This is a genomic window from Sandaracinus amylolyticus (assembly GCF_021631985.1).
GTDB classification, from domain to species: Bacteria; Myxococcota_A; Polyangia; order Polyangiales; family Sandaracinaceae; genus Sandaracinus; species Sandaracinus amylolyticus_A.
Genome location: NZ_CP070225.1, coordinates 6,265,807 through 6,281,606, shown reverse-complemented (window position 1 = coordinate 6,281,606; position 15,800 = coordinate 6,265,807). Strand labels below are relative to the sequence as shown.

Genomic DNA, 15,800 nt, shown 5'->3' with positions numbered 1-15,800 from the left:
GCATGGACACTCGCACCACCACGAGCGGGCTCGCCTGGCTCGAAGCGATCGTCGCAGGGACGATCCCGCAGCCGTCGATCTCCAAGACGCTCGATTTCGTCATCGTCGAGGCGCGCCACGGCTTCGCGGCATTCGAGGGCACGCCCGGCGCGCACGTGCCCAACCCGATGGGCACGGTGCACGGCGGCTACGCGTGCACGTTGCTCGACTCCGCGCTCGGCAGCGCGGCGATGAGCGTGCTCGACGCCGACACCGCGTACGGCACCGTGCAGATCGGCGTGCACCTGGTGCGGCCGATCACCGTCGAGACCGGACGCGTGCGCTGCGAAGCGCGCATCGTGCACCGCGGGCGCGCGCTCGCGACCGCGAGCGGCGAGCTCGTCGATCGCGAGGGAAGGCTGCTCGCCCACGGCACCGCCACCTGCGCGCTCTTCCCGCGCGCCCGTTCCTGACGTTCGATCGCAAGGCGCGGAGTGCGACTCGCCGCACGCGCCGGCAGGGCCACACATGCTCGACAACCCGATCTGGTCCGCGCTCACGACCGAGCAGGCGCACCTCGCGATGCGTCACGGCGATGCGGCGCGCTTTCCGCCGGCCATCACGACGCTCGCAGGGGTTCGCGACGACGAGGCGCTGCGTGCGCTCGCCCGTTCGCTCTCCGACGGCGAGCTCGTCGGCGTGTTCGCCGACGGGACGCTCGCGCTGCCGCGGGCGCTGAGCGAGATCGACGGCGCGCCGCTCCTCCAGATGATCCACGAAGGGCCCACGCCGGAGCGCAGCTCCGACATCGACGTGCTGAGCCCGCGCGACGTGCCGTCGATGGTCGCGCTCGCGGAGCGCACCCGCCCGGGCCCCTTCGGCCCGCGCACCGTCGAGCTCGGCACCTTCCTCGGTGTGCGTGACGGCGAGGGGCGTCTCCTCGCGATGGCCGGTCAGCGGCTGCGCTTGCCCGGCATGATCGAGATCAGCGTGGTGTGCACCGATCCCGCGCACGCCGGACGCGGGCTCGCCGCGCGACTGATGTCCGAGCAACTCGCGCGCATTCATCACGCGGGCGCCTCGGCATTCCTCCACGTCCGCGCGGACAACGCGCGCGCGATCGCGCTCTACGAGCGGCTCGGCTTCCGCCCGCGCCGCCGGTTCCGATACGTCGTCCTGCGGCGCGCCGATCAGGCGTAGCGGCGCACCATTCGCGCGCAGAAGTCCGCGAATTCCGCGGGATCCTTGGGCGGACTGGTGTGATCGTCGCGCTGGCCGCGCGAGCCGGGCGTGAAGCAGAACGTGATGGTCGTCTCGAATCCCTCGAGCGCCTTCATCTGCTTGTCGAACCACCGCTCCCAATCCGGACGGTGGGAGTCCGCCCACGAGAGACCGGTGCGGAGGTGTTTGACACCCAGCTCCTTCAGCCACTTCACCGCGGGCTCGAGCCGATGATCCTCGAAGTGGAACCATTGACAGATCCCGAGATCGGGCGTGAGCGTGTGGAAGTGCTTCAGTGCGCGCTTCGGAGTCCCGTCCTCGCGCAGGAGACCCATGTAGAAGTGGCGATAATAACTGGACCCCTCGGCCTCGCGATGGCGTGTCGTCGCGGGCCACGCTCGCGGGAGATCGTAGAGCGAGTACCAGTGGATCCGCTCGACCTTGCCGCGCAGCAGCTCCGCCGTGCGCAGCAGTCCGAACTCCTGCACTTCCTCGGCGCCGAACGTCGAGACTCCGACCTCGCTCACCCACAGGCGTCTGTCGGTGACCGCGCGGATCTCGGCGATCTTGTCGGGCCACTCGTGGATCTGCCAGTGGTTCCAGTCGAGCGGAAAGCCGTGCACCGCGATGACGTCGACCGCGTCGACGACTCCCTCGCTCGCCATCGTCTTGATGAAGTTCGGATCGATGGGCGAGATGCCACCGAGCACCTTGGGCAACGACGGGCGCTCGGCGCGGATCGCGCTCGCGGCCATCTTCGTCATGGTCGCGAACTGCTTCCAGCCCGGATCCATCTGGAAGTCCCAGTGAGAGAGGTTGTTGGGCTCGTTCCAGATCATCACCGCTTCGATCACGCGGCACCTCCCTGCGAACCGTCCTCGCCCGTGAGCTCTGTTGCCGAGTGGGAAGGGGGGACTCGCACGCTGCGATGCACGACCCACTCGCCCGACTCACGTGCTCGCCGCCCCTTGCGGCACACGTACACCTCGGGCTCGGGGTGCCCGACGATCGTGAACCCGGTGCTGCGCAGCATCGCCTCCACGCAGGCGCGGTTCGGGATCCACCAGTTCGTCGGATCCTGCGAGTACTTCCGCTCGACGAAGTGCATCTTCGGATATCCGGGATCGTCGAAGACGTCTCGCTCGCGGAACGGATAGTCCTCCTCGAGATCCGTCACCTGATCACTGCCGCGCTGCAGGCTCTGGAAGAGCAGCAGATCGCCGACCACGTGCTCGTGCAGCAGATCGAGCGCGAGCAGCGGATGACGCAGGTGATAGAGCACGCCCATGAAGATCACGAGATCGAAGCGCTCTCCGATCGCGCCGACCTCGTAGACGCTGCGCCGCTGGAACTCGACGTCGAGCCCGGTGAGCTCGGCGGCCAGACGCGCCTGGGCGAGATATCGATCGTCGCTGTCGATCCCCACCACGCGTGAGGCCCCGCGGCGCTTCATCTCGAAGCTGTAGAACCCCGCGTTGCACCCGACGTCGAGCACGCTCCGCCCGGTGAGGTCCTCGGGGATCGCGTGGGCAAATCCCTTGAACTTCACCCGCGGATAGTCGCCGAGGAAGTGCTCGGGCGCGGTCAGGATCCCCGCGAGCTCCATGTTGTGGAACCACGGGCCGAGCTCGCGAATGCGCCGCTCTGCTTCTGCGTGCGACGCCTCGGTCTGGGCGCGGCGCGCCGTCTCCCCGCTCTGCATCGACATCGGTCGGTCCCTCTCGTCGTGTGGGAATCAGACGGTCGCGGACGTGGCGCGTGCACGTGCGTCGAGGACCTCGCGCGTGAGGCGCTCGACCGTCTCGGCGCGATGGGCGGCGGTGTGCTCGGCGAGCACGCGACCGCGCGCACGCTCGCCGATGCGGCGGCGCTGCTCCTCGCCCATGCCCTGCATGATCGCGAGCGACTCCTCGGTGCTGCGCGCGACGAGGATCTCCTCGCCCGGCACGAAGAACGTCTCGAGCCCCGGCCACTCGTCGCTGAGGATCGGCACCGCGCACGCCGCCGCCTCGAAGAGGCGCACGCTGGGCGAATAGCCCGCCTGGATCATGTCGCGGCGCGTGACGTTCAGCGTGAAACGCTGCGCGTTGTAGTAGGCGCGGTGCTCGCGCGGTGCGAGGTGGATCTCGCGCCCGACATTCGCGGGCCACGCGATCGAGTCGGGATATTGCGGTCCCGCGACGTGGAAGCGCCCATGTCGCCACCGGCGCGCCGGCTCGATCAGGAGGCGCTCGAGCATCGGCTGGCGATCCTCGCTGTAGGTCCCGAGATAGCCCATGTCCCAGCGGATCCCGGCGTCGGGATCGGGCACGTAAAGATCGGGATCGACCGAGCAGTGCAGCGCCTCGGCGCGCCGCGCGCCCCAGCGCTTCTCCAGCACGCGCAGCGTCGGTCCGCCGGTGAACGAGAGATAGAGATCGAATTCCGGGATGAGCGAGGGAGTCAGATACTCCTCCTCGCCGCGCGCCAGACGGGCGAGCGTGACCGGCGTGTCGATGTCGTAGAACGCGACCGCGCCGCGCGTGGTGCGGGTCGCCCAGCGACCGACCTCGATTCCCTCGGGCACGTACGAGCCGACCACCACGAGGTCCGCGTCGCGAACCTCGCGCGCATAGGCCGAACGCAGCTCGTCGAGCGAGCGATAGAGTCTCGTCGTGCAATAAGGCGGCTCGGGCATGTCCCGATTCGCCGCGTAGAAATCGAGATCGCGCTCGAGGAAGAGCACGCGGTGCCCGCGCGCCGCGAGCTCGCGCACCAGACCGCGATAGGTCGTCGCGTGGCCGTTTCCCCACGAGCTGGTGATCGAGAGGCCGAGGAAGACGTAGTCGTACGCGCTCACGTGGCCGCTCCCACGCCGACCGGCGCCGCGATCCCGCGCTCGACGACGAGGCCACGAGTCAGCGCGCGCTCGACCTCTTCCGCGCGCTGCGCGTAGGTGTGGTGGGCGATCACCCGCCTCCGCGCCGCCTCGCCGATCGCGCGCGCTCGCGCCTCGTCGAGACGGCGCACGTGCTCCGCGACCGCATCACCGTCCTTCGCGACCAGCACCTCGCGCTCGGGCTCGAGGAAGAGCTCGATGCCCTCCCACGCATCGGTGATCAGGCACGCCGCCGCGCCCGCCGCCTCGAACACGCGCGTCGCGGGCGAGAACCCCACGTTCGCCATGCTGTCGCGCGCGACGTTGAGCACTGCGAGGCACGACGCGTTGAACGCGTTGTGATCGGCGGTGTAGACGTGGCCGACCTTGATCACGTTCGGCGTCACGTGTTTGTCGCCCCAGCCATTGCCGCCGAGCACGAAACGGCGCTCCGGCGACGTCGCCGCGGGACGCAGGAAGAACTCCTCGATGCGCCGCTCGCGATCGGGCAGTCGATTCGCGAGCAGGCCCAGATCCCCGCGGAAGCGCGGGTCCGGCGCGCCCGGGAAGTGCGTGTCGGGATCGAGCGCGTTGTAGATCGGCTGACAGGCGCGCGCGCCGAGCGCGAGATAACGACGCACCACGGGATCGCCGCCGCCGTAGGTGAGCACCGCGTCGTAGCGCGGAAGTGCGCCGCGGAACGGATCGCGGGCGTCGCCCTCCACACGATCGAGCGTCGCCGCCGCGTCGACGTCCCAGAAGATCGCGAGCTGTCCGGGGCGTCGCACCTCGGGCACGGCCGCCTCGAGCAGGGCGTCGTAGACGCCCACGCCGCTCGCCTTCACGAGCACGTCGGCGTGCTGCGCCGCGACCGTCAGCTGTCGCAGCGCATCGCGCTCGTCGTCGCCGCGATAGACCACCACGCGGCACCACGGTGGATCGTCGATGTCGCGGTGGGCTTGGCGATCGTAGGCGTCGGGCTCGTAGAACGTGATGCGATGACCGCGCGCCGCGAGCGCGCGCACGATGCCGCGATAATAGGTCGCCGCGCCGTTCCAGTACGCGGAGACGATGCTCGATCCGAAGAAGGCGATGTCGAGAGAAGCAGTCATACCGGCTGTGTCTCCAGGGGCGCCCGCTGCTCGCGCCGGATGCGATCGACGATGGCGAGCAGCTCGTCTGCGCGGTGCGCGCACGTGTGCCGCGACAGGACGCGCTCGCGCGCCGAGCGCACGAGCGAGTCGGCGAAGGCGGAGTCCGAGAGGATGCGCTGCAGATGCGCGCACATCTCCGCGCCGTTCTGCGCGACGACGAAGTCCTGACTCCGGCGGAATAGACCTTCGGTGTCGCGCCACGGCGCGCTCACGAGCGGAATCCCGCACGCCATCGCCTCGAAGGGCCGGATCGTCGGAATGCCCGTCAGTCGCTCGGCATAAGGCCGACGCGGCACGTGCACCGTGACGCGCGCCTTCGCGAACGCCTCGGGCACGCGGTAGTTGGGGAGCCACCCGCCGTACTCCACACCTGCCTCGTGCAGCGCGCTCAGCGCGCGCTCGGGATAACGCACTCCGTGCACCCGTGCGCGCAGTCCGAGCCGCTTCACCGGGCCGAGCAGGAACTCGTGGAGCTCTTCCTCGCGCTCGTCGTCACCCCAGTTCCCGATCCACACGAGATCGATCTCCTTCTCGATCTCGGGCCGCGGCACGAACACTCGCGCATCGGCGGCCTCGTGGAACACGAACGCACGCTTGGCCCACCTGTGCTGCAGGTAGAGGTCGCGGATCACCGCGCCGAACGCGAGCACGGCGTCGTAGTGGTGCAGGTCGTAGCGCGCCATCGCCTCGGACTCCGTGACCGAGCGATGGTGGGTGTCGTGGAAGAGCAGCGTGTACCCGAATCGTGCCTTCGCCTCGCCGATCCGGCGCACGAGCTCGTGATCGTTCCACTCGTGCACGATCACGACGTCGGCATTTCCCACTGCCGCGTCGAGATCGAGCCCGCGCAGATCGTATCGATTGCAGTCGAGCGCGGGATAGACGCCCTTCACCGCGGCGAGCGGTGCTTCGCCGTGATCGCGCACGAGGTTCTCGAGGCTCCACGCGTCGTGTGGCTCCCAGACCCGCACGTCGTGCCCGCGCGAGACGAGCTCGGTGACGAGGCCGCGCAGGAAGTGCGCATTGCCGTGGTTCCAGTCCGAGAGGAGCGTGTGACAGAAGAGCGCTATGCGCATGAGGCAGCCCTTCGCGCGCGCCGCCCGAGCAGCGCGGAGTAGAGGTCGAGATACGAGTCGGCCATCACGTCCGGCCGCGCGAGCTCGAGCGCACGACGTCGCGCGCGCAGCGCGAGATCGGCGCGCACCGTGGGGGCGTCGATCAGGGGCTCGATCGTGCGCCGCAGCGCCGCCGGATCGTCGGGGTCGACGTAACGCGCGGCGCCGCCCCACACCTCGCGCAGCGAGGGCACGTCGCCGAGCACCAGCGCGCATCCCGAGAGCGCCGCCTCGAGCGCCGAGAGCCCGAACGGCTCGTAGCGCGCGGGCAACGCGTAGATCGCGGCGCGCCCCATCCACGACGCGATCTCGTCGGGCGTGAGCACGCCGAGCGACGTCGCGCCGCGGAACGTCACGCGCTCGCCGTCGGGCCCGAGATCGCTCCCCGCGATCACCACGTCCCACGGCAGATCGCCCGCGATCGCGTCGAGCGCCGCGACGTTCTTCGCCTCGTCCCAGAGCCGTCCGGCCGCGAGCACCAGCGGCTCCTTCTCGTCGGCGGGCGCGAAGCGCGTGGGATCGATCGCATTCGCGATCACGCGCGCCCGGTCGTGGTGCGCGACCGCGGGATCGTGGACGCCGAGGAACGCGTCGAGCATCGCGCGCGTGGGCGCCACGATCGCGTCGGCGCCCGCGAGGCCGTCGCGCACCGCCGCGCGATATCGATCCCACTCGCTCGGCGCGTCGTCGCCTTTGCACGCTCTCCACCACGTGCAGACGCAGGAGTGCGCGACCATCAGCACCGGCGCGGCGAAGGGCAGGGCGCAGTGCGAGAACCCGTTCACGTGCACCACGTCGGGCGCGATCACCCGCTCGAGCGCGAGCAGCCACTGTCCCGCGGCCGCCACGTCGGCCCAGGGATCGGGCGCCCACTCCAGCGCGAACGGCGCCTCGTGGAGCTCGGCGACGCGCCGCGCGGCCGCGCGCTGCGCGTCGCTCGGAGGCGGGCCCATCACCGCGAGCGTCGTCCGCACGCCGTGCGCCGACAGCGCACGAGAGAGCTCGACCGCGTACGTCCACACGCCCCCCACGGCGTCGGCCGTCATCAGGACTCGCTCGATCATGCGCTCTCGAGCTCCGATCTCTCGAGCTCGCGGATGCGGCGCGGCTGCGCGTCCTGGATGTCGCTCATGCGACCGAACTCGCTCAGGTAGTGATCGACGGCGCGCTCCCACGCTTCGTCGTCGGGCGCGCCCCACCGCAGGCCGTACTCCGGCGATCCGGGATACGGAAAGAGCGGCACCGGATCGTTCGCCCAGACTCCGTGGTCGCGCAGGTGATCGCGCCACCGCCGCACGTCGTCCGCGTGATCGGCGCGCGAGTCGAGCAGATTGGCCTGCACGAACGCGACGCTCTTCTTCGCGTGGATCAGCAGCGCGCTCAGCTCGTCGGTGCTGAGCTTGCATTTCTTCCGGAGCAGCGAGCGCCCCTCGGGCGTGATGCTCTCGATGCCCGCCTCGATCGAGACGCAGCCCGCCATGCCGAGGAGATCGAGCTGCGCTTCGCTCCAATTGTCGATCCGCATCTGCACGCCGAACGCGACGTCGCGCTCCGCGATCGCGCGCAGGAGGTCCTCGTCGGGCAGGAAGATCTCGTCGACGAAATAGACGTACTCGACACCTCGCTCGATCATCGCGTCGAGCTCCGCGAGCACCACGTCGAGCGGGCGCTTGCGATACTTGTCGCGGTAGTTCTCCTTCGCGCAGAACGTGCACTTGTAGGGGCACCCGCGCGACGCCTCGAGCTCGCCGCCCGGCTTCGCCGGCTTCCGATCGAAGCGGTGATGATGGTGCTCGTGCCGCGCGAGCAGCGCGGGGTCCCACGTCAGCGCGGGGAGCGACTTCATGTCGCTCGCATGCGGCGCGCCCTGGACGACGATCTGGCCCGACGCGCGGTACGCGATCGATCCGATCGAGCCCCACGCAGCGCGATCGTTCTCGACCAGCTCGGGCACGATCTCCTCGCATTCGCCGAGGATCACCGCGTCCACACCGAGCTTCTGCAGCGCTGCGCGAGGCGTGGTCGAGCAGTGGGGGCCCGCCGCGATCATGCGCCCGCCGGCCTCCCGGAGCGCGCGCACCGTGCGCATCGGGATCGCGAGCTCGGGCGGCGCGCAGCGCCAGAACAGATAGCTCGGCGCGGTGACCACGAGCGTCGCGTCGGGGGCGAACGCGGCGACTCGCTCCTTCATCGCGTCGAGCGTGAGCCCCTCGAGCTGTCCGTCGACGAGCAGCGCGTCGTGCCCGCGCGCCTCGAGCACCGCTCGCGTATATCCGAGCTCCAGCGGGAGGTGCGGCGATCGGCACCCGAAATAGATGCTGCCTTCGAAGCTCCAGGGCGGATTGACGAGCGCGACCTTCATTCGACCCCTCGGCGTGGATGCCAATCGGGAGAGACTCGAAGACAGGCAACCTCGCAGTCGAGGATGCCTGTCCGGAGGACGCGCGGGCGAACGGCGCCGGCGCGCGACTACTCGGCGACGCCGTCGATCGCGGGGTGCAGCGCCGCCTGGCGTCGCGACGGATCGCGCAGCCACGCGAAGAGGCGCTCCACACCCTGTCGAACGTCGGTGCGCGGTCGCCATCCGATCGCAGCCCCGAGCTTTGTCGGGTCGCTCACGTACCAGCGCTGATCGCCGATGCGCACCGGCGCGTGCCGCACGTCGGGGCGCTTGCCGCCGAGCTCCCGCACGAGCTCGAGCAGCTCGACGAGGCTGATGGTGTTCTCCGGCCCACCGCCGACGTTGAACGCCTGTCCGCGCACCCGATCCAGCTGCTCGAGCGCGCCCAGCATCGCCCTCACGAGGTCCTCGACGAAGAGGACGTCGCGCACCTGCATCCCATCGCCGTAGAGCACGATGGGCTCGCCGCGCAGCGCGCGGATCAGGAAGTGCGCGACCCAGCCCTGATCTTCGGTGCCGAACTGGCGCGGTCCGTAGATGCAGCTCATCCGGAACACCACGCTCGGCACTCCGTAGCTGCGAGACCAATCGAGCACCATCTGGTCCGCGGCGCCCTTGCTGCAGCCATAGGGAGAGTGGAAGTCGAGGGGGCGCGACTCGCCGACGCCGGTCGACGCGAGCGCCGTCTCGGTCGGCGCCCAGCGACTGCCACGCAGCTCGAGCGGAACGTCGGACAGCGATCCGTAGACCTTGTTCGTCGAGGTGAAGAGGACGGGGATCTCTTTACCCCGCGCGCGCACCGCCTCGAGCACGTTCAGCGTGCCGCGCGCGTTCACGTCGAAGTCCGCGATCGGATCGAGGATGCTCGTCGTCACCGCGACCTGCGCCGCGAAGTGGAAGACACGGTCGGCGCGCGCGATCACCCGGCGCACCGCGCTCGCGTCCCGCACGTCGCCGACCACCAGCGACACGCGACGTCCGTGCTGCTCCCGCAGCCATTGCGCGTTGTGCTGCACGTTCCCGCGCGCGAGGTTGTCGAAGAGCACGACCTCGCCGCCCGCGGTGGCGATCGCGTTCGCGACGTTGGCCCCGATGAACCCGGCGCCGCCGGTGATCACCGTCACGCCCTCGGGCACCGGCACCGCGGATCGCGCGACGCGCACGCTCGAGCGCGGCCCATGTCCGTTTCCCGCGCCGTTTCCGTTCGTCGTGCTCACAGCGTCAGCCCCCGCGCCGAGAGCTCCGCCTTCGCTTCGAGGACGGCGTCCTTCGCGCTCTTTCCTTCGAGCCATCCCGCGAGCTCGCGCAGCCCCGCCTCGAGGCTCACGCGCGGCTCGTATCCGAGCGTCTTGCGCGCGAGCGCGATGTCCGCGACGCAGTGGCGGATGTCGCCCTTGCGGTACTGCCCGGTGATCTCGGGGTCGACGCGTTTGCCGACCGCGTCGGCGACGCGCTCCGCGATCTCCGACACGGTGTAGGCGTTCCCCGAGCCGACGTTGATCGCGGCGTCGACCGCCTGCTCGCGCTCCATCGCGAGCACGCACGCCTGGGCGACGTCGTGCACGCTGACGAAGTCGCGGCGCTGCTTGCCGTCCTCGAAGATCATCGGCGCCTTGTCGTTCAACAGGCGCGACGAGAAGATCGCGAGCACGCCGGTGTAGGGGTTCGAGAGCGCCTGTCTCGGCCCGTACACGTTGAAGAAGCGGAGCGCGACCGTCGGAATCCCGTAGGCCTTTCCGATGATCAGGCCCATGCGCTCCTGGTCGTACTTCGAGAGCGCATAGACGGACTCGAGCGCAGGAATCTTGTCCTCGTGGGTCGCCACCGGGACGAGGACGTTCCCCCGGCCGTCGCGGAGCTCCCAGTCACGCCGCTCGAGCTGCGCGAGCGAGCGTGATTGGCCGGGCACGATCGAGCCGTCGACCCGCTCGTAGAGGCCCTCGCCGTAGATGCTCATGCTCGACGCGACGATCAGTCGGCGCGGCGGCCTCTGTGCGAGCACCTCCATCAGGACGGAAGTCCCGACGTTGTTCACCGAGGTGTAATCCTCGATTCGATACATGCTCTGGCCGACACCGACCAGCGCCGCGAAGTGATAGACGACGTCGACACCGCGACATGCTTTCTCGACGGCGGCGCGATCACGGACGTCGCCGACGACGAGCTCCACGTCGCGTGAGAGGTGGTCGGGCCTCTTCTGCGCGGGACCGTGGACCTGCGGATGCAAGCAGTCGAGCACGCGGACCCGGTCACCTTTCGCGAGCAGCGCATCGGCGACGTGGGATCCGATGAATCCCGCGCCGCCGGTGATGAGCACGTTCTCTCCCATCGGGAACACCGCCGTGAGGTGAGGAGCCGTGACTGGCTCGTTGGGTCTGCCGGTTCGCCGACTGCCGCGCTCCGGATGCGCCCGGCTGCTTGCGACAGCGATGCCACGCTGTGTGTGCGCGATGCGACGACGATCGTTCTACTTACCCGGATCCCGACTTCCGTTCTCGCTGCGTCACTGGGTCACGTGCTCGCCACGCATGTGACTTTTCGCCTCCACACGCGCGCTCGATCGCGTCAGTCGTAGTACTCGTGACCGAGGTGCGAGATCACCTCTTCGCCGCGCAGCCAACGGAGCGTGTTCTTCAGCTTCTTCAGCTGGATGAAGAGGTCGTGCTCGGGCTTCAGGTCCGGGGCCGCCATCGGGCTCTTGAAGTAGAAGCCGAGCCACTCCTGGATGCCCGAGAGCTGGGCGCGCTGCGCGAGGTCGAGGAAGAGCGCGAGATCGAGCACCAGCGGCGCGGCGAGGATCGAGTCCCGACAGAGGAAATCGACCTTCATCTGCATCGGATATCCGAGCCATCCGAAGAGATCGATGTTGTCCCAGCCCTCTTTCGCGTCGCCGCGCGGCGGGTAGTACTCGATTCGGACCTTGTGATAGAGGTCGCCGTAGAGCGCTTTGTGCCGCTCCGGCTCGAGCACGCCCTCGAGCACACCGAGCTTCGTCGCTTCCTTGCAGCGGAACGAGTCGGGATCGTCGAGCACCTCGCCGTCGCGATTGCCGAGGATGTTCGTCGAGAACCAGCCGCGGATGCCGAGCATGCGCGCCTTCAGTCCCGGCGCGACGATCGTCTTCATCAGCGTCTGTCCGGTCTTGAAGTCCTTGCCCGCGATCGGGACGCCGCACTCGCGCGCGAGGGTGATTGCCGCGGGAAAATCGACCATCGCGTTGGGCGCACCGTTCGCGATCGGCACGCGCTCTTTGATCAGCGCCCAGGCGTACAGCTGCGATGCTGGAATCGCCGCGTCGTCCTCGAGCAGTGCTCGCTCGAATCCGTCGATCGTCTGATGAGCGCCGTTGATCGTCGGCAGGATCTCCGTCGATCCGCACCAGATCGCGACACAGCGCGAGACGCCGGTGCGAGCGCGGAAGTCCCGCACGTCCTGGCGGATCTGCTCGACGAGCTCGGCCTTGTGACGCGCCTTCTTCACGTGCGTGCCCTGCAGGCGCTTCACGTGGCGCGGGTCGAACGCGCCGGGCATCGGCGCGACGCGCGCGAGCTCGTCCTTCACGGCATCGAGGTGCTCGCGCGAGAGCACGGCGGCGTGCTCGGCGGTCTCGAGCGCGTTCTCCGGGAAGATGTCCCATCCGCCGAACTCGAGATCTCCGAGCTGCGCGAGCGGCAGGAATTCCTGCAGCGTCGGGACGCGGTGATCGGTGCGTTTCCCGAGTCGGATCGTGCCCATCTGGGTGAGCGACCCGATGGGCGCTGCGAGCCCGCGACGCGCGAGCATCGTGCCCGCGACGAACGTGGTGGCGACTGCGCCCATGCCGGGCAGCAGCACTCCGAGCTTGCCCTCTGCGTCCGGGATCGAGTCGGGTTTCTTCATCGTGAGCCGGCGTGGGCAGCACGCTGTGTGCCCGACGCCGGCGCAACGCGCGCCCATCGTTCGCCCCGCGCGAACGGTACGATCGCGGACGCCGCGAGCCCGGAGGCCGCGCCATAGAGCAGCTCTTCGAGCGGGACTCCGAGCACGAAGACGGCGCTCAGCTCGCGGGTTCTCCACACGCTGTGGAAAACGTGTGGATCGACTGCAGCGAGGATCAGACAGGCACTCTGATACACGGCAGTCGTGATCAGTGCTCCTCCGATCGAGGGCACGATCAGATCGGGGCGAGCGAGCCAGACGCTCGCGCCGGCGGCGACCATCGCGATCAGCGCCGCATGGATCGCCGGCGTTCCCGCCATCACGAGCACGCCGGTCGCGAGCGCGGCGACGGCGCCGGGCACGAGCGCTCGGCCGAGGACGATCGTCGAGCGTCGAGAGAGCTCGGGGATCGGCGTCGGGGTGGCTCGCGCGACGACCGGATACGACGCGACCGCGACCGCGGCGAGCGCGACCACGAAGAGCACGTCCTCGATCCCGAAGCCGATGTGGTCGGCGAGATCGAAGAGGAACGCGGGTCGCCAGTACTCGGGATAGAAGAGCGGCTCGGTCAGCGCGAAGGGCAGCGAGAGCAGCGCTGCGAAGCGCAACGTCGCGCGCAGGTCGGGGCGCACGAGGTACGCGAGCGCGCCCGGGATCGCGAGCACGAGCCCGAGGAACAAGAACGCGTGACGCACGCCGTCGCCTCCTGGGCGGAGGACCGAGCGAGCGGCGCGCCAGCATGCGTCGAGGCTGGGCGAGCGCGTCGGGCCGGCGAGCGCGTCGGGTGGCGGAGCGCGTCTGCACGCGCGTGCAGACGGTGTCGGCGGCGCGCGCGGTCCGAGGGAGCGACGTTCCGCGCGCGCCGCCGACTGCCCTCCTCCTAGGCTCCACCCGCAGGGCCACAAGGGGGACGATGATCTTTTTCCACGTGGCCCCGATGTACGGCGGACGCCTCCCTCTGCGACGCATCTCCACGCTCGTGCGTCGAGCAGCTCTGCCTCGCTGGGACGCCCCGCCTCGCCCGGCTCTGGCACGCGGATCGAATGTCCAGCCCGAGATGCGAAGGGCTCTGCGATGCGCACGCGTCGGAGCCGGAGGGACCTCATGGCCACCCAGACGACGGACGCTGGACATCGTTTCGAGGATCGGCGCGACGCGGGACGTCGCCTGGCAGCGCTGATCGACCGTTCCGTGTCCGGCGAGCGCGTGGTGCTCGCGCTTCCGCGAGGCGGCGTTCCGGTCGGGTCCGAGGTCGCGGGCGCGATCGGCGCTCCGCTCGACGTGCTCGTCGTGCGGAAGCTCGGGGTGCCGGGGCACGAGGAGCTCGCGATGGGCGCGATCGCGTCGGGTGGCGTGCGCGTGCTGAACGACGACGTGCTGCTGCTCGCGGGGGTGCGCGACGAGGACCTCGCGGAGGTGACGGAGCACGAGCGCCAGGAGCTCGAGCGGCGCGAGCGGGCCTACCGCGGCGATCGTCCTCCGGTGTCGGTCACCGGCCGCCACGCGATCGTGGTCGACGACGGGCTCGCGACCGGCGCGACGATGCGGGCCGCGGTGACCGCGCTGCGCATGCGAGGCCCGGCGAGCATCACGGTCGCGGTGCCGGTGGCGTCGCAGGAAGCGCTGCGCGCGATGCGCGAGATCGCCGACGACGTCGTCTGCGTGACCAGCCCGTACTGGTTCCGCGCGGTCGGTGAGTGGTACGACGACTTCGCCGCGACCGAGGACGACGAGGTGCGCGCGCTGCTCGCGCAGGCGCAGCCGCCTCCGCAGCGGCAGAAGCCGCCCGCGCCCGCAGCGCGCACGACGTCGTCCGATCCTCTCGCGACGTTGATCGCGCGGCACGCGCAGGCGTGGCGCGGCGATGCGCGCGACTTCGCGCCGCTCGCTCCGTTGGTGCGCACCGCGCGCGTCGTGCTGATCGGCGAGTCGACCCACGGCACGCACGAGCACTACGCGGAGCGCGTCCGGCTCACGAAGTGGCTGATCGAAGATCAGGGGTTCACCGACATCGCGGCCGAGGCGGACTGGCCCGACGCGTGGCGCGTGCACCGGTTCGTGCGCGGCGAGGAGGACGACGCCGACGCCGAGGCCGCGCTGGGAGACTTCGAGCGCTTCCCGCGCTGGATGTGGCGCAACCTCGTCATGCGGGACTTCGTGTCGTGGCTGCGCGCCCACGACGACGCGCTGCGTCCGGAGGATCGCGTCGGCTTCTACGGGCTCGACCTCTACAGCCTGCACCGCTCGATGGACGCGGTGATCCGCTATCTGGATCGCGTCGATCGCGATGCGGCGGCGCGAGCGCGCGAGCGCTACGCGTGCTTCGACGCGTTCGGCGACGATCCGCAGCGCTACGGCTACGCGACCGGGCTGCGGGGCGCGGACACCTGCGAGGCCGAGGTGATCGAGCAGCTGCGCGATCTGCAGGCACGCACGACGACGAGCGCGCGCGTGGGCCCCTTCGCGGCCGACGATCGCTTCTTCGCCGAGCAGAACGCGCGCCTCGCGCGCAACGCCGAGGCCTACTACCGGTCGATGTACCGGGGCGCGATCTCGTCGTGGAACCTGCGCGATCGGCACATGGGCGAGACGCTCGACGCGCTCCTCGATCACCTCACGCGGCGACGGGGCCGCGAGGCGCGCCTCGTGGTGTGGGCGCACAACTCGCACCTCGGCGACGCGCGGGCGACGCACATGGGCTGGACCGGCGAGCTCAACCTCGGTCAGCTCGCGCGCGAGCGCCACGGAGATCGCGCGCTGCTGATCGGACAGACGACGCATCACGGCACGGTGTCGGCGGCGAGCGACTGGGGAGGCGAGGTCGAGCGCAAGCGGGTGAGGCCCGGCCTCGAGGGCAGCTACGAAGCGCTGCTGCACGACGCGCTGGGAGAAGGAGTCGGCCGCGCCCTCCTGGTGCTGCGGGGTGGCGGCGAGCTCACGCAGGCGCTGCGCCCCCAGCGGCTCGAGCGCGCGATCGGCGTGATCTACCGGCCCGAGACCGAGCGACGCAGTCACTACTTCGGTGCGCGCCTCGCGGATCAGTTCGACGTCGTGCTCCACCTCGACGAGACGCGCGCGCTCGAGCCGCTCGATCGCATCGCAGGGTGGGAGGAAGAGGACGCGCCGGAGACCTACCCGACGGGCCTCTGACCTCC

General features: G+C 70.0%; 14 protein-coding genes. 3 read left to right on the top strand and 11 right to left on the bottom strand.

All coding sequences use genetic code 11. The features are described 5' to 3' along the window. Positions 1 to 2: 2 nt before the first annotated feature. A complete protein-coding gene (locus tag I5071_RS26590; protein WP_236515649.1) occupies positions 3 to 452 on the top strand; it encodes a PaaI family thioesterase in 450 nt (149 codons plus the stop codon). A gap of 55 nt (positions 453 to 507) precedes the next feature. Next, entirely contained in the window at positions 508 to 1,179 is a 672-nt protein-coding gene (locus I5071_RS26585; RefSeq protein ID WP_236515648.1) for a GNAT family N-acetyltransferase, read from the top strand. Here the strand turns inward: I5071_RS26585 and I5071_RS26580 are convergent. From I5071_RS26580 to I5071_RS26530, 11 genes are all read right to left on the bottom strand, one after another. After that, complete coding sequence (locus I5071_RS26580; RefSeq protein ID WP_236515647.1) at positions 1,170 to 2,054, bottom strand: beta-xylosidase; 885 nt, start codon at positions 2,052 to 2,054, stop codon at positions 1,170 to 1,172. The genes I5071_RS26585 and I5071_RS26580 overlap by 10 nt on opposite strands. After that, positions 2,051 to 2,908, bottom strand: coding sequence for a TIGR04290 family methyltransferase (locus I5071_RS26575; protein ID WP_236515646.1), 858 nt, complete (start codon positions 2,906 to 2,908; stop codon positions 2,051 to 2,053). The genes I5071_RS26580 and I5071_RS26575 overlap by 4 nt, the downstream gene beginning before the upstream one ends. Before the next feature lie 27 nt (positions 2,909 to 2,935). Then, positions 2,936 to 4,039 carry a CgeB family protein gene (locus I5071_RS26570; protein ID WP_236515645.1) on the bottom strand — a complete coding sequence of 368 codons (1,104 nt, stop codon included), beginning with the start codon at positions 4,037 to 4,039 and terminating at the stop codon, positions 2,936 to 2,938. Continuing rightward, on the bottom strand, positions 4,036 to 5,169 hold the full coding sequence (locus I5071_RS26565; RefSeq protein ID WP_236515644.1) for a CgeB family protein: 1,134 nt from the start codon (positions 5,167 to 5,169) through the stop codon (positions 4,036 to 4,038). Before I5071_RS26565 ends, I5071_RS26570 begins: the two co-directional genes overlap by 4 nt. Beyond that, positions 5,166 to 6,287 carry a CgeB family protein gene (locus tag I5071_RS26560; protein WP_236515643.1) on the bottom strand — a complete coding sequence of 374 codons (1,122 nt, stop codon included), beginning with the start codon at positions 6,285 to 6,287 and terminating at the stop codon, positions 5,166 to 5,168. The genes I5071_RS26565 and I5071_RS26560 overlap by 4 nt, the downstream gene beginning before the upstream one ends. Then, positions 6,278 to 7,390, bottom strand: coding sequence for a glycosyltransferase family 4 protein (locus I5071_RS26555; protein ID WP_236515642.1), 1,113 nt, complete (start codon positions 7,388 to 7,390; stop codon positions 6,278 to 6,280). Before I5071_RS26555 ends, I5071_RS26560 begins: the two co-directional genes overlap by 10 nt. After that, positions 7,387 to 8,688 carry a TIGR04295 family B12-binding domain-containing radical SAM protein gene (locus I5071_RS26550; protein ID WP_236515641.1) on the bottom strand — a complete coding sequence of 434 codons (1,302 nt, stop codon included), beginning with the start codon at positions 8,686 to 8,688 and terminating at the stop codon, positions 7,387 to 7,389. Before I5071_RS26550 ends, I5071_RS26555 begins: the two co-directional genes overlap by 4 nt. Before the next feature lie 107 nt (positions 8,689 to 8,795). Then, positions 8,796 to 9,863: an SDR family NAD(P)-dependent oxidoreductase gene (locus I5071_RS26545; RefSeq protein WP_236607677.1), complete on the bottom strand. Its 1,068-nt coding sequence runs from the start codon at positions 9,861 to 9,863 to the stop codon at positions 8,796 to 8,798. Between the two features lie 77 nt (positions 9,864 to 9,940). Beyond that, complete coding sequence (locus tag I5071_RS26540) at positions 9,941 to 11,056, bottom strand: SDR family NAD(P)-dependent oxidoreductase (protein ID WP_236515640.1); 1,116 nt, start codon at positions 11,054 to 11,056, stop codon at positions 9,941 to 9,943. Between the two features lie 236 nt (positions 11,057 to 11,292). Next, a complete protein-coding gene (locus tag I5071_RS26535) occupies positions 11,293 to 12,606 on the bottom strand; it encodes an inositol-3-phosphate synthase (protein WP_236515639.1) in 1,314 nt (437 codons plus the stop codon). Continuing rightward, complete coding sequence (locus I5071_RS26530; protein ID WP_236515638.1) at positions 12,603 to 13,340, bottom strand: lycopene cyclase domain-containing protein; 738 nt, start codon at positions 13,338 to 13,340, stop codon at positions 12,603 to 12,605. Before I5071_RS26530 ends, I5071_RS26535 begins: the two co-directional genes overlap by 4 nt. A gap of 409 nt (positions 13,341 to 13,749) precedes the next feature. Between I5071_RS26530 and I5071_RS26525 the strand changes: the two genes are divergently transcribed. Next, positions 13,750 to 15,795, top strand: a complete 2,046-nt coding sequence (locus I5071_RS26525; RefSeq protein ID WP_236515637.1) for an erythromycin esterase family protein — start codon at positions 13,750 to 13,752, stop codon at positions 15,793 to 15,795. Positions 15,796 to 15,800 lie beyond the last annotated feature (5 nt).

Coding starts and splice junctions, on each gene's coding strand:
- I5071_RS26590 (WP_236515649.1), top strand. CDS start 3: ATGGACACTCGCACCACCACGAGCGGGCTCGCCTGGCTCGAAGCGATC.
- I5071_RS26560 (WP_236515643.1), bottom strand. CDS start 6,287: ATGCGCATAGCGCTCTTCTGTCACACGCTCCTCTCGGACTGGAACCAC.
- I5071_RS26540 (WP_236515640.1), bottom strand. CDS start 11,056: ATGGGAGAGAACGTGCTCATCACCGGCGGCGCGGGATTCATCGGATCC.
- I5071_RS26550 (WP_236515641.1), bottom strand. CDS start 8,688: ATGAAGGTCGCGCTCGTCAATCCGCCCTGGAGCTTCGAAGGCAGCATC.
- I5071_RS26555 (WP_236515642.1), bottom strand. CDS start 7,390: ATGATCGAGCGAGTCCTGATGACGGCCGACGCCGTGGGGGGCGTGTGG.
- I5071_RS26585 (WP_236515648.1), top strand. CDS start 508: ATGCTCGACAACCCGATCTGGTCCGCGCTCACGACCGAGCAGGCGCAC.
- I5071_RS26525 (WP_236515637.1), top strand. CDS start 13,750: ATGGCCACCCAGACGACGGACGCTGGACATCGTTTCGAGGATCGGCGC.
- I5071_RS26575 (WP_236515646.1), bottom strand. CDS start 2,908: ATGTCGATGCAGAGCGGGGAGACGGCGCGCCGCGCCCAGACCGAGGCG.
- I5071_RS26535 (WP_236515639.1), bottom strand. CDS start 12,606: ATGAAGAAACCCGACTCGATCCCGGACGCAGAGGGCAAGCTCGGAGTG.
- I5071_RS26565 (WP_236515644.1), bottom strand. CDS start 5,169: ATGACTGCTTCTCTCGACATCGCCTTCTTCGGATCGAGCATCGTCTCC.